This is a genomic window from Geobacter sp. PheSNFMC, assembly GCF_059620965.1.
In genome coordinates this window covers 30016-43370 of record NZ_JCAMRN010000015.1, presented here as the reverse complement: position 1 = coordinate 43370, position 13355 = coordinate 30016, and the positions used below count along the sequence as shown (strand labels likewise).

At 52.6% G+C, this 13355-nt stretch carries 10 protein-coding genes and 4 riboswitches; of the genes, 9 read left to right on the top strand and 1 reads right to left on the bottom strand.

From position 1 onward, the window contains the following. Positions 1-39: 39 nt before the first annotated feature. From AC6CDK_RS05005 to AC6CDK_RS04975, 7 genes are read left to right on the top strand one after another with little or no spacing between them, the layout of a single operon-like run. Entirely contained in the window at positions 40-1206 is a 1167-nt protein-coding gene (locus tag AC6CDK_RS05005) for a glycosyltransferase family 4 protein (RefSeq protein ID WP_192905027.1), read from the top strand. Continuing rightward, positions 1193-2551, top strand: a complete 1359-nt coding sequence (locus AC6CDK_RS05000; protein ID WP_192905026.1) for a phenylacetate--CoA ligase family protein — start codon at positions 1193-1195, stop codon at positions 2549-2551. The genes AC6CDK_RS05005 and AC6CDK_RS05000 overlap by 14 nt, the downstream gene beginning before the upstream one ends. Further along, entirely contained in the window at positions 2536-3885 is a 1350-nt protein-coding gene (locus AC6CDK_RS04995; RefSeq protein ID WP_192905025.1) for an O-antigen ligase family protein, read from the top strand. The genes AC6CDK_RS05000 and AC6CDK_RS04995 overlap by 16 nt, the downstream gene beginning before the upstream one ends. A 51-nt stretch (positions 3886-3936) precedes the next feature. After that, complete coding sequence (asnB, locus tag AC6CDK_RS04990; protein WP_192905024.1) at positions 3937-5772, top strand: asparagine synthase (glutamine-hydrolyzing); 1836 nt, start codon at positions 3937-3939, stop codon at positions 5770-5772. Between the two features lie 27 nt (positions 5773-5799). Continuing rightward, positions 5800-6759, top strand: coding sequence for a glycosyltransferase family protein (locus AC6CDK_RS04985; protein ID WP_192905023.1), 960 nt, complete (start codon positions 5800-5802; stop codon positions 6757-6759). 14 nt (positions 6760-6773) lie between these two features. Further along, positions 6774-7844 carry a CapA family protein gene (locus AC6CDK_RS04980; protein ID WP_192905022.1) on the top strand — a complete coding sequence of 357 codons (1071 nt, stop codon included), beginning with the start codon at positions 6774-6776 and terminating at the stop codon, positions 7842-7844. 47 nt (positions 7845-7891) lie between these two features. Continuing rightward, positions 7892-9232, top strand: a complete 1341-nt coding sequence (locus AC6CDK_RS04975) for a phenylacetate--CoA ligase family protein (protein WP_192905021.1) — start codon at positions 7892-7894, stop codon at positions 9230-9232. Between the two features lie 54 nt (positions 9233-9286). Here the strand turns inward: AC6CDK_RS04975 and AC6CDK_RS04970 are convergent, their stop codons facing one another. Continuing rightward, the gene (locus AC6CDK_RS04970; RefSeq protein ID WP_192905020.1) at positions 9287-9961 is read right to left on the bottom strand and encodes a PEP-CTERM sorting domain-containing protein; all 675 of its coding nucleotides are present in this window, start codon (positions 9959-9961) and stop codon (positions 9287-9289) included. A gap of 304 nt (positions 9962-10265) precedes the next feature. Next, a riboswitch (cyclic di-GMP riboswitch) is annotated at positions 10266-10342 on the top strand. Between the two features lie 134 nt (positions 10343-10476). Further along, a riboswitch (cyclic di-GMP riboswitch) is annotated at positions 10477-10567 on the top strand. Positions 10568-10686: 119 nt separating this feature from the next. Here AC6CDK_RS04970 and AC6CDK_RS04965 point away from each other — a divergent pair. Together AC6CDK_RS04965 and AC6CDK_RS04960 are read left to right on the top strand one after the other, a co-directional pair. Further along, a complete protein-coding gene (locus tag AC6CDK_RS04965) occupies positions 10687-11772 on the top strand; it encodes a hypothetical protein (protein ID WP_192905019.1) in 1086 nt (361 codons plus the stop codon). A 35-nt stretch (positions 11773-11807) separates the two neighbouring features. Then, positions 11808-12773: a hypothetical protein gene (locus AC6CDK_RS04960; RefSeq protein WP_192905018.1), complete on the top strand. Its 966-nt coding sequence runs from the start codon at positions 11808-11810 to the stop codon at positions 12771-12773. Positions 12774-12950: 177 nt separating this feature from the next. Then, a riboswitch (cyclic di-GMP riboswitch) is annotated at positions 12951-13027 on the top strand. A 190-nt stretch (positions 13028-13217) separates the two neighbouring features. After that, positions 13218-13308, top strand: a riboswitch (cyclic di-GMP riboswitch). The last annotated feature ends 47 nt before the right edge of the window (positions 13309-13355 follow it).

The window sequence follows — 13355 nt, the reverse complement described above, 5'->3', positions numbered from 1 at the left end:
GTAATCTATTCATGGTTTCAAACACGGGTATTTTTCTCTATGACACGTACCGTCCGCATCGCATATCTCATTGACACCATCAGTTCCGACAAGGCCGGAACCGAGAAGCAGTTGCTCAACATCCTGAAACGCCTCCCCATGGACGCGCTCGTGATCTGCCTGCACGATTCTCCCTGGTTGGCCGCTAATCGTCTGCCCTGTGATGTGGTAACCCTTGGATATCGAGGGTTTCTGACTCCCGGTTTCCCGTTTGTGCTGGCTAGCTATCTGCGGCTTCTCAAGGAAAGGAATATCGATATTGTCCAGACTTTTTTCGAAGACTCGATGTTTGTCGGTTTCCTGGGAAAGGTTCTGAGCAGGAGGCGTCACGCTCTGGTTGTCAGCAGGCGCGATCTGGGTCTGGGAAGTGACGAACCCGCGTATCACGGACTGTTCAGGAAGATACGTCCCCATGTTTTTCGGTTGTGCGACGGCATTGCCGTAAATGCACACGCGATAAAGGCCCATGTGGCGGCGTATGAACAGGTGCCCGCCGGCAAGATTACCGTGATCGGCAACGGTCTTGATCTGCCGGTGCCGCCACCTGTGCTGCCATCTCTCTTCCGTGAAAGCAAGGCGGATGTGTGGATCGCCATTGCCGCAAACCTGAAGCCGATCAAACGTATCGATCTGTTGGTGCGTGCCTTGGCGCACCTGAAAAACAACGGAGTCAAGGACGTTGTCAGGGCTGTGGTGCTGGGGGAGGGCCGGCTGGAGTCAGAATTGACCCACCTGGCGACCGATCTCGGTATCGGCGACAGGGTTCATTTTGTCGGCGCCGTTGAGAACGTAAGTGATTACCTGTACGGTGCCGATATAGGAGTACTCTGCTCCGACAAGGAGGGGCTGTCGAACGCCATTCTCGAATATATGGCCTGCGGTCTGCCCGTCGTTGCCACTGACGCGGGTGGAAACGGCGAGTTGGTCAATGAAATGAACGGAGCCTGCGTGCCGACAGGTGACCACGTGGCCCTGGCGCACGCATTGGCACGGCTCATCGAGTCGCCTCGCCTCCGCAAGGAATTGGGGGCACATTCCCTGGAAAAGGTAAGGCAGAACTTTACCTGGGACAAGGTACTGCCCCAGTGGGAGAACTTTTACGACTCGCTTGCCAAGGGCCTGGCACGCGGCAACAATCCAGTGGAGAATACCCATGCTGAAGCATAGATTGTTCTCCCCCTTGCGCAGGCACCTGATGGAGCCGCTCGATGCCCTGCGGAGCGGCACTCCTTTCCTCAACTACTGGAAAGAGCTCGAACGCACCCAGTATCTGCCGGAAGCGGCCCTGCGCCGGGTTCAGTGGGAAAGGCTCACGGATCTGCTGGCGTATGTGTGGGACAATAATCAGTTTTACCGTGAGCGCATGGAGCAGGCCGGCCTGACGCCCGAAACGGTCACCTCTCCGGAGGAATTCAGGAAGATCCCCGTGCTTTCAAAGGAATGCATCCGTCAGAACACCCTGGCGATGATAAGCAGAGGGTATGACGTCGGGTCGCTCATGAAATTCAAGACCGGCGGGTCAACGGGAAAATCCCTCGAAATTTACCTGACCGAGGAGTGCAGCGAGCGTCGCAATGCATGCGCCCGTCGGCATGACAGGTGGGCAGGGTGGAACCCGGGCGAGCCCATTGGTGCCGTGTGGGGAAATCCCGAGCTTCCCCGTGATATGAAAAGCCGCATCAAAGACTGGTTTCTGTCCCCCGTTATCTATCTTGATACCATGAGTGTGACAGAAGCTTCTGTCAGGGCATTTGCCGCGGAATGGGAACAGGTGCAGCCGACCCTCCTGTACGGGCATGCGCACTCCATCTTCGTACTGGCCGAGTTTGTCCGGGACCTGCGCCTGAACAGCATAGCGCCGAAAGGAATCCTATCGACCTCCATGATGCTCATGCCTCACGAGCGCAGGACCATAGAATCGGTCTTCGGCATCAAGGTAACAGACCGTTACGGTTGCGAAGAGGTCAGCCTGATCGCCTCCGAGTGCGAGAGGCACGAGGGGATGCACCTGAACATCGAGCACCTGTACATCGAGTTCCTTCGTGAAGACGGTAGCCCGGCGTCCCCCGGCGAGCCGGGTACCATTGTCGTCACCGACCTGATGAACCGCGCCATGCCGTTTATCCGCTACCGGGTCGAGGATGTGGGAGTGCTGAGCGGCAGGAAATGCAGGTGTGGCCGGGGGCTTCCCCTCATGGAAAGCGTTACCGGACGGGTGGCCGATTTTCTGATCAAGAAAGATGGATCGCGGGTTGCGGGGGTTTCACTGATCGAAAACACACTGACAAAAATGCCCGGAATCGTCCAGATGCAGATAGTGCAGGAGTCGATGGATTCACTTATCGTCAGGGTGGTGCCCGGGGCTGAGTTTAAGGATAGTACCCAGTGTGGATTACGTGACTATCTGGCGGAGCTTTTTGGCAGCGGCACATCGGTTGAAGTCAGCATCGTCGATGCTATCGCGCCGGAAGCGTCTGGAAAGTATCGGTTCTCTATATGCAGGATTTCTTAATAAACAATCGGCGCGTCAATGTGCTGGACGGAGAGGCAACCGAAGAGTATTCGGTTAAGTATCCCTCTATCAACAAAACACTTTTGCTGTTGTTTTGCGGCTATGTTGTCGCGTGGTATCTGCAGATCGGGTACAGGATTCCGGTGCTGGGGGACATCAGGTTCGAGTTTATCTATGCCCTGGTTCTGACCGTGCTGGCGTTTCTGGCAACGCCGAAGATCGACACGAAATGCCCTCTGCTCCCGTATGTTTTGCTGTACTTTCTGGTGATTGTCATCCAGGTGCCATTTTCCCACGATTTCGCCAGATCGTGGGACGTTTTCGTCGACCGGATCGTCAAGTTTGCCTTTATGGCGTTTTTTATCGTTTCATTTGTGCGTAGTCCGAGTCATATGAAATATTTCCTGGGAGCATTCCTGTTGGCTTGCCTGAAAATGGGGCAGGAGGGGCTCGTGGGACGGTTGTCTGGGGGGCTCATCTGGGAAAATCAAGGGATTATGCGGCTCCATGGTCCGACACCTATCTATGGTCATCCAAATTCCTTTGCCGGCATGGCAATGGGAACGCTTCCATTTGTCTATTTCCTCTGGCCTCTGAGCAATAAATATATCAAGGCGGTTTTGCTGGTCATTGGTATCCTGTCCTTGCACATTGTGTTGTACACTGGTTCCAGGACAGCGTATGTCGGCATTTTTGCCTTTGTTGCTTTTGCCTTCTATACCACAAGTAACAAAAAAAGATTCATTGGTTGCATGGTGCTTGCTCTGGCACTGTCCCTGCCAATGGTTCCCTCTGATTATCAGGAAAGATTCAGATCGATTTTTACTCTTGAGGAAAAAGAGGGCAGGTCAAGCGAAGCGAGAATACAAATTATTGAAGACGCCTGGAAAATATTTACGGACAATCCTTTTGGCGTAGGGGTTTCCGCTTTCCCGAAGGTGCGGGCGGAACGTTTCGGCAGATCGCAGGATACTCATAATATGTATCTTGAAATAGCTACCAACCTGGGAATACAAGGTATTATTGTCGTCGGTATGATGATATATAAAATGCTTGGCATTCTGCATTACATACGAACTAAAAGTAAGCTGCTCCTGGTCAAATTAGATTCAAATGATTCTTTGACCGAAGTTGTAAACGACTTGAAACTAGTGGAAGCAATAGCATCATCAATTATAGGTTTTATAATATTAAGACTTACCCTTGGTTTGTTTGGAATGGATTTGTATGAAATATACTGGTGGTTTGCCATAGGGATAACGTTTTCTCTCTATTCCATGTTGATTAAAATAGAAAATAGTTTGATAGCTAAAAACGACAGTGCTATTGGTTAAGTTAATGAACTGTAGATTTTGTTATCACCTAAATGACGTCAAGGAACACTAATGTGCGGAATTGTCGGTAAATATTATTTTAATAAAAATGCCTGTGACAGCAGTGACATAGATGCAATGATGCAGGCAATTTACCATCGGGGTCCCGATTCCTCGGGTAAATACCTAAGCGGGAGGGCTGCGCTCGGGTTTCAGCGATTGAGTATCATTGATACGGTTTCAGGTCATCAGCCACTGTATAATGAAACAAAAACCATCGTCCTGCTTGCCAATGGGGAGATATACAATTACAAGGAATTCGTTCCACTGTTGGAAAGCAAGGGCCACGTGTTTTCCACGCGGAGTGATTGCGAAGTAATTATTCACCTGTATGAAGAATACGGGATTGAGTTCATAAGCAAGCTTAACGGGATGTTTGCGTTCTGTCTCTATGACACACGCAATGACGTCATGTTCATTGCGAGAGACAGGGTTGGCATCAAGCCCCTCTACTATCATCTCAACAAGGAAGCCATTATTTTCGGATCGGAGATCAAGGGAATTCTGGCGTCAGGCGAGGTTGTAACCGACGAGGCAAATGACTCACTGGCGGAATACCTTTGTTTCAGATATCTGGCTAATTACAGAACGTTCTTCTCTTCCGTCAATGCCCTTGAGCCGGGCACGTATGTCAGAATTTCGCCAAGCGGATGCACGTTCGAAACGTTCTGGGATCTATCCCGGTACGTGTTGAACTATGCCCAAGACGGAGATCTCGTCGGGACGATCGATGCCGCATTGACATCATCGGTGCAGCGCCAGATGATGACGGACGTTCCCCTTGGCACTCAACTAAGCGGGGGGGTCGATTCGAGTCTTGTCAGCAAGCTGGCTGCCGGATACTCACCCGGACTGAAGACCTTTACGGTCAGTTTTTTCGAAAGTGCCTATGACGAGTCAGCCTATGCGCGACTGCTGGCGGATTCGGCGGGGCTTGAGTATCACCAGATCAGGGTCGACGGCAAGACCTTTGCCGACACTCTGCCCAAGGTTATCTGGTATCACGACGAGCCCCTCTGTCATGCCAACTCCGTGCATATGTACCTGCTGTGCAAGTACGCACGACAGTTTGTGACGGTCCTGCTGACCGGCGAAGGGGCCGATGAACTTTTTGCCGGTTATCCCCGTTATCAGATTTGCAGGTTCGGCGATGCATATAACAAGTTGAATCCGAGTGTTGCTTCGCTGGTGAAGTCGGTCCTGAAGGGCGTTCCTGCACGAAAGATCGTCAAAATAGTCGACAACCTCGGTCTTGGTGCCCGTGAACTGGCCTTGTGGAATTCATCTTTTACCACCAAGGAGAAGGTTTCCTGGCTGCTGAATTCCGGCGATGTCGCCCTCGATGCCCGATCCGCCCTGGTGGACAGCGTCTGGAACGATGAGTTGAGCCTTTTCGACAATCTCCTCCTCTATGAACAGAAGTCCTATCTTCAGCCGATTCTGATGCGGCAGGACAAGATGAGCATGGCCGCCTCTGTTGAGTCCAGGGTTCCGGTCCTTGACAACGAGATGCTGGACGTGGCCAATGCAATTCCCTATCAGTACAAAGTACGGCACTTCACTCCCAAGCACGTGTTCAAGAAGGTTGCGGAAAGGCACATATCCCGAAAGATCGTCTACAAGAAAAAGGTCGGCTTCGGCGTGCCCGTGGACGAATGGCTGCGCGACAATAGCGGTTTGGGCAGATACCTGGATCTTCTCCTCGATACCGCCCGTGGCATCAACGGCGTCAGCAGGCCGAGGATCGAGCAGTTGGTTTCGGAGCACGTGAGCCGGAAGCACAACCATGGCGATGTGTTGTGGCCCCTGGTCAATTATGCGATCTGGCGGGAACAATTTCTCAAGTAAGGAATGTGTGAACTGCGGGGCCATTGAATGAAAAAAGCCATCTGGATCACCTGGGAGCATCAGATACGCAACAGATCGATGGCTGCCATGCTTGGTGCGGATCTCCACGTCATCGCGCACAGCGGTGCGAGATTGCGGCGCTATCTTTTCTGTACATACAACACCATAGCCACGGTCCGCAGGGAAAAGCCCGCTGTGGTGTTCGCCCAGAACCCTTCCATCGTCCTGAACTATCTGCTGCTGCTGGCTCGGGTGTTGTTCGGGTATAAGTTTGTCACCGATGCCCACTTCGGGGGCGTCATCGCGTACAACGGCAATTATCTGTTTCAGAAAGCTCTCGATCTCTGCAACAGATCGGCAGATCTGGTCATCGTTACCAATCGGGACCATGCCGCCCATGTGGAATCCATTGGTGGGCAGGCGCTGGTATGCGAGGACCCGCTGCCCGACCTGGCCCGCTATGATTCAGGTGCCGCCCCTGAGGATAAATCGGTCTTTTTTATCTGTTCCTTTGACATTGACGAACCGTACGAGTCGGCTTTCGAGGCTGCCCGTGAGCTTTCTGCCGAAAGCTTCAGATTTTATGTCTCCGGCAATTACGCCAAGGTCGGCATTGATCCGTCCGATTACCCCCATGTGAGCTTCCTGGGATTTGTGCCGGAACAGCACTTTTATGAGAGGCTTTACCAGTCGGATATCGTTCTCGACCTGACGGAGCACGAGAACTGCCTCGTATGCGGAGCCTACGAAGCCATGGCTGCTGAACGGCCGCTGGTCACGTCCGACAGGGCCTGTTTGCGGGCATATTTTGATCAGGGAACGGTGTTTACCGCTCACGATAGCGCTAGTATTGCTGAAGCGATAAGGGAAGCGTATCGGGACCGTTTCCGCCTGGGGGATAATATCCGGGAGTGGAAAGTACGAGCTATTCGAACGCAGAATGAACGACGGGATGTGCTCAGAACTACACTGGGGATGGACCGGTAATCCGGGGAGTTGCCATGAAGCCCATTAAGTGCATCTTTGTCGGCGATATCGCTCTTGGGGATCACCCGAAATCAGTCGGGTTCGGTTTCTATTCCAGATATTGCGACGGCATTCCACCGGATAAGGCACACGCGCTGTTCCGGAGAGGCTGCGAACACGACATCCTGTTCGGCAATCTGGAGTTCACGCTCGGGACTGCCGAGTTGACGGCCGCGTCGCACGAGGAGCTTAACTGCAGGGGGATAGCGGCATATGCCGACTTTCTGGAGCAGGCGGGTTTCAATGCCGTCAATATTGCCAATAACCACATTTACCAGCATGGGATTGATCCATTCGACAAGACTCTGAAGGTGCTTGCCGACAAAGGGATCGGCATCGTGGGGCTGGGGCGCAATGGTGGCAGTTCGAATATAGTCGGTACCGGCGACCGCTCCGTATGCTTTCTCGGCTGGTCAGCACGGCCCCGTCAGGGCTTCTCCGATCAACCACCGTACCGCGAATTCGACGAAGCGAGCTGCTATGGGGAGATAGCCGAGGCGGCGAAAGCACATCCGATCGTCTGCGTTTCCCTGCACTGGGGGGACGAGTTCATCGAGATCCCCAGTGAAGACGAAAAGCGGATTGCGCGAAGGATGATCGATGCCGGGGCGAAGGTGGTCGTGGGGCACCACCCCCATGTCATGCGGGAGGTTGAGGAGTATAACGGCGGCCTGATCGCCTATAGTCTGGGTAACTTCATCTGCGATATGATCTGGAACGAAAGCACCCGGAAAACGGGCTATCTTTACGTGGAGTTCACTGACGGCGCAATCTCGAAATGGGAGATTGTGCACGGAAGGATCGGTGACGATTACTTCCCCGACTTCGACAGTACGGTTCCCGATCCGTCCGATACATACAAGCAACTGTACTCAAAACTGAGTGGCAGTTCCTATGACCGTCTGGCGCGGAATGCGCTGCGTCGCCACCAGGTGCTGACCCTTTTGCACATGCTGCGCAACTGCGGGAGGTACCGGGCGGGGGTATGGCGGTCCATGCTTGAGGGTGCCATTAAAAGCCGCCTCACCGCAAACCATCATTCATGATGTCGCTTAAAAAGAAATTTTAACCCAGCCACTAAGGGAGTCCCTTGATGTCGCTATATACAACCATGTGCGAGAATGTGTTGTTGCCCGTTGCCGATTATGCGACCCGGAACTGCACCATGCGTTATTACCGTCTGTACAGGGACATGCAGTGGCTGGGCAGGGAAGAGCTTCAGCGCCGCCAGGACGAACTGGTGCGCGAGACTGTCCGGACAGCCTATGCAGACGTACCCTTTTATCGCGAGCTCTATGACAGGCACGGGGTGAACATCGCCGGCGTTCTCAAGGCCGAAGATCTGTCTTTGCTGCCGATGGTGACGAAGGACATGCTCAGGGAAGCCTATCCCCATTTGTGCACCAGGGACACCGGGTGGCCCTGGCGCGAGTATTGTACCAGCGGCTCATCGGGAAGCCCCTTTGCCGTTCGGGTGGATAATGAAACGATGAGCATGGCCCGGGCACTGATGTTTCTCAGGGCCAACTACTCGGGCTGGAACATCGGTGACCCGTTCCTCCAGACCGGCATGACTCTGGAGAGGGGAGCGGTCAAGAAGCTGAAGGACATCCTTCTGAGAGTAGAATACGCCTCTGCCTTCGATTTGTCGGATCGGGTACTGGATAGGTACCTGGACCTCATCGACAGCAAAAAGTTGGACTACGTCATGGGGTATGCCGGCAGCCTTTATTGCGTGGCCACGAGAGCGTTGGAGGTGGGATTCAACAGACCCCTGACCGGAATTGTCTCGTGGGGAGACAATCTCTATGCCCATTACCGCGAAAAGGTCGAAAGCGCGTTCAAGTGCCGGGTCACCGACACCTACGGCTGCGGAGAAGGCATCCAGATCGCTGCCCAGTGTGGAAGAAGCGATGGCGCATATCATATCTTCATGCCCCATGTGGCGCTGGAGGTGGTGGATGATGAGGGCAACCCCGTTCCTCCCGGTCATGTGGGGAACATCGTGCTGACTCGCCTGCATCCCGGCGCCATGCCCCTGATACGATACCGCGTGGGAGACCTTGGCGTCAAAAGTGCCGATGAAACCTGCCCGTGCGGGCGGGGGTTCGAACTGCTCGCCAAGGTTGAGGGACGTGACACCGATGTGGTTGTGACGCCGCGGGGCAACCGGCTGATCGTGCATTTCTTCACGGGGATATTCGAGTACTACAAGACCATTGATACGTTCAAGGTCATTCAGGAGGAACGGGACCGGATCACCGTTCTGATCGTGCCGCGACCGGATTTCAAGCCCGAGCACTGGACAAGCCTCAAGTCCGAAATCCTTGAAAAAGGAGATCCGGAACTGATCATAGATATGAAGCTGGTGGAGGAAATACCGCTTGAAAGATCGAACAAACGTCGATTCGTCGTGTCGAAAGTCTGCAGATAACGGGGATAATTTGAACCCGCCTATGACCTTCTTCTGGTCACGATTCAGGTTGTGTTAAATTTTCTTCTTTCTTCTGAGAAGGATAATGCCGGCAAGTCCGGCCCCAAGAAATGCGAAGGTTGATGGTTCGGGCACAGGAACGGTTTCTGCGTTAGTTATTTGAGCCGAGAAGTAGAATTTGGAGCTGTTGCCGAACTCATCGAAAATGGTGTTGCGCATGGTTCCGGCCCCGAAAGCGCGCGCGGAACTCGCCGACCACTCTCCGAGGGCATCCGGTTGCAGCAGCATGTCGTAGAATGAGAGATAGTTGTTTCCACTGCTCACACTGAGCCAGCGTTCCGAAAAGGTGCTGGTCAACCACTTGTTCCCGCCATAGTTGTTTTCGGTTATTCCATTATATGAGCTTAGATAATTGTTAGAAGTGATGGTCGAACCTCCGGCGTAGTGAGCATAAAATGTTCCTCTACCATATGAGTCTGTTCGCTCGATTACGGTACCGTCGTTCATTAACATAGTTCCCCTGGCATCCAGGTCTATTACAACGCTATAGGAAACACGGCTTCCAACTGTTATCCCCATATCGGAGAGAAAGCCCGCTGAATCATCAATGCCGGGCCCCTGGATTACGTACCCTTCCAGAGTATATTGTACGGGGTAGCTCCACGCGGAGGGTCCAGCCAGTAACAATGTCACAAACAAAATTAGGGACAACCTGTCTGGGCGTATCATGACCGGCCCTCCTTCATGCATCTTTTGGATAAGTATAGGGATACAAGCAATTAGCGTACCCTAAAAACGATTTCATGCTGTTGCCATTATATCCCGTAATTCAGAGTGTTGTAGGTAGTTGGTTGAAATTTTTAAACTTTTCTTTACATATGCGTGTAAATTCCACCGACATCCGATGATGCGGTCGATTCGGGAGGTACATTGCGTATATGTAGCTTAATAATGTATTAAAATTATTACAATGAAATTGTTATGTGTTGACTTGAACCTTCAACTCATGTACTAAAAGCACAAAGCAGGCGGTAGACGATAATACTAAACCATTCGCGAGAATGGGGCGGAAAGCCTATAGGGTCTCCACGAGACAGCCGGGTTGCCGAAATACCAGTTCATGGGTAGCGGCTCCCGGCATTTTTTTTGTCTGACAGGCCAAATGGGGCTTTGGTGACACAAATCACAGTTTAATTTTCCCGGGTGGACGAAAGTATAAACAAATAAAAAAATTGATCGCTCTGTTTCCGAAGAGGTAAAGCCAGGGTAACCTGGTGACACAAAGCCACGGGTCCTGAAATCGTCCTAGGTATTCAGGATGGCCGGGTTGGCGAAGAAACAGCCCATCTGTCGACAAGTCGCACAATTGTCATGGGGGGCTGTTTTTTGTTGGGAAAAGGACCGGTATATGCCGGTAAAACGAGTAAACTAAGAGTAGCAGGGAGGTAGTCAACATGAAAACCAAGAGGACACTACAGGCGATAGTTCCGTCGCTCCTCATTCCACTTCTCGTCCCGCTGGGCGCTCTCGCCGCTCCGTCTATCACTTCGATGAGCAACTCAGCGCTTACCAATGGCCAAGTCGTTACTATCTCCGGTAGCGGGTTTGGCACCAAGAGCACTGTGGCTCCCCAGTTCTGGGATACTGTAGAGAACCAGACGGCGTATTCAAGCCTTGCTAATGGAGCAACCGTCCCGACTGGGTCGGGCAAGCCCTGGGAATCACAATGCACTTGGGATGGCGGCGCGTGTGTAAAGTATTCAACTACGGCCAGCGAACAACGTGGGTTGAGCACAGCGACTTACAGGGCCACAACTACAACCCAGGGATTACTGGAGGGTCGGCGGATTACTGGAACTAATAAAATCTATGTCTCTTGGTGGTGGAAACCAGCATCAAATCCCGTAACCGGCGATCATTCGAGTAAATTTTTACGATTGTCCAATAATGCTGATGTGACGAACAAAACCTTTTCGTGGACCCAAATGCAGGATTATATCTATCGAACCGATCAAGGCTATTGTCAAAATGGGGCAGCGCATTGGGCCAACTGGAATGGCAACGTAAATCAGTGGAATTTTCATGAAGTATGGATTGATGGTGCAACGAGAACATACACTATTAAGATTAACGGAAAAGCGACAGCTAATAATGTTTCCTGGTCGAGCTGCACGGCTTTCAATTTCGACTATGTGTGGATGATAGGTTGGGATGGTGGAGGGAATTCACCCCCGGCAATTACTTCATGGCTGGACGATATATATGTAGACAACACGCTCTCTCGCGTCATGATATGTGACAATGCCAACTTCTCAAGTGCAACTAAATGCGAAATGCAGATTCCCACCAATACCTGGACTGATGGGCAGTTGCAGGTTGCGGTTAACCAAGGAAGTTTTCCCACCAACTCTACGGCGTATCTCTATGTGGTGGATGCCAATGGCAGTCCCAGTGCCAGCAAGCAGATTACGTTCGGAGCCAGTTCGGGTGGGGGAACCGCAACAATAGCGCCTCCCAGTGGCCTCAAAGTTGTGAACTGATCCGAACAGTTTTTATGGGAGCCGGAGTGAAGCACATGGAACTTTCATTCATGAGAACAGGTTGCCTCGTTTCAGCCTTTCTGTTGTTCACCGCCGGCATGGTGTCGGCAGGCATCTCACGGAACGAGTGCTCGAACCCCCCGGCAGGAACAGTTTTTTGCGAGGATTTCGAGGGGACTAATCCCAAGGCCAACTTCAGCGACTACGACGGCAACCCTGACACGGAAAACCTTATCGTGACCAACACGGGACCAGCAGGTGATACCGCGAACCGGGCAATCCGTTTGCGGGTGCCTGCAGGGCAGGGGGGGGGATCCGATCTGTTCAAGGTTCTGTCTTCCGGGTACGACAAACTCTATGCCCGCTGGTATTTCATGTATGAACCAGGGTTCAACTTCAGTGCCCGTAATCATGGCGGCGGCTTGGCGGCAGGAGACCGGAATCTGGTCGGTTCATCCGGGAATCGGCCGACCGGAAGCGATTGGGCCGGCTTTTTCGTGCAGTACATGGAAGGCCCCGCAACACCCTATGCCTACAGCTACTACCGGGGCATGTACCAGGACTGCTCCAATCCGTCGGGCAATTGCTGGGGCGACTCATTGCCCTGCGTCTACGACAGCGGGGCATATTACTGCAAACAGCCGCAGCACCGCCCGACCGAAACCCTACCTAAACTGGTGGCGGGGCAGTGGTACTGCGTCGAGCAAATGCTCGATATGGGCACGCCAACCACTACGGGGGTGGGAGCTGACGGTCGCCTGGCGATCTGGCTGGATTCAAAGCTGCTGGGCGACTATCAGGATCTGTGGATCAGAACCACATCATCCCTTAAAATCCGGAATCTCTGGTTGAGCCTTTATCATCATGACGGTACCCATTCAACCGTCGGAGAGCTTATCGATAACGTAGTCGTATCGACCCAGCCCATTGGCTGCGGATCGGTGCCGCCGGAAGTTTTGTCGGCGCCGAAGAATCTCAGGATTTTCAAGGTCGTGCCCTAACAGGCTGATGCCCTCAACACGATGAGGGCTTCGAGGAGTGAACGCCCCCCCTGATGCACGCACCGGGAGGTCGTTCGGTGCATATGCTGTTGAATTCTTTAGTGCCCCCAAGGTTAAAAAGGTTGACAGGGGGGACAAAGGGGTGTATCAACAGCAGCTGAAAATTGAATAGGCGGTACACGATAATACTCAACCATTCGCGAGGATGGGGCGGAAAGCCTACAGGGTCTCACAGAGACAGCCGGGTTGCCGAAATGCCTGAAATGGTATACGGCCCCGGCTTTTTTTTGTTCTTTTTCCGGAAAGCCAGTCGCAGCGAAAATTGACGGTAAATCATGTGGTTGAATCTTTTTTGCGACATGGCCGGTTTTGGTGATACGAGTCACAACGGTTCTGCAAAACAGGGCCGATAATACCAACAAAAGGAATAATCAAGCAGTACTGTTTCCGAAGGGGTAAACCCAGGGTAACCTGGGGACACAAAGCTACGGGTCCTGAAATGTCCTAGGGTTTTCAGGATAGCCGGGTTGGCGAGAAACAGGTTCCTCATTAGTCCATCAAAAGACTAAGGCGGGCTGTTTC

Coding starts and splice junctions, on each gene's coding strand:
- AC6CDK_RS05005 (WP_192905027.1), top strand. CDS start 40: ATGACACGTACCGTCCGCATCGCATATCTCATTGACACCATCAGTTCC.
- AC6CDK_RS05000 (WP_192905026.1), top strand. CDS start 1,193: ATGCTGAAGCATAGATTGTTCTCCCCCTTGCGCAGGCACCTGATGGAG.
- AC6CDK_RS04995 (WP_192905025.1), top strand. CDS start 2,536: ATGCAGGATTTCTTAATAAACAATCGGCGCGTCAATGTGCTGGACGGA.
- asnB (WP_192905024.1), top strand. CDS start 3,937: ATGTGCGGAATTGTCGGTAAATATTATTTTAATAAAAATGCCTGTGAC.
- AC6CDK_RS04985 (WP_192905023.1), top strand. CDS start 5,800: ATGAAAAAAGCCATCTGGATCACCTGGGAGCATCAGATACGCAACAGA.
- AC6CDK_RS04980 (WP_192905022.1), top strand. CDS start 6,774: ATGAAGCCCATTAAGTGCATCTTTGTCGGCGATATCGCTCTTGGGGAT.
- AC6CDK_RS04975 (WP_192905021.1), top strand. CDS start 7,892: ATGTCGCTATATACAACCATGTGCGAGAATGTGTTGTTGCCCGTTGCC.
- AC6CDK_RS04970 (WP_192905020.1), bottom strand. CDS start 9,961: ATGATACGCCCAGACAGGTTGTCCCTAATTTTGTTTGTGACATTGTTA.
- AC6CDK_RS04965 (WP_192905019.1), top strand. CDS start 10,687: ATGAAAACCAAGAGGACACTACAGGCGATAGTTCCGTCGCTCCTCATT.
- AC6CDK_RS04960 (WP_192905018.1), top strand. CDS start 11,808: ATGGAACTTTCATTCATGAGAACAGGTTGCCTCGTTTCAGCCTTTCTG.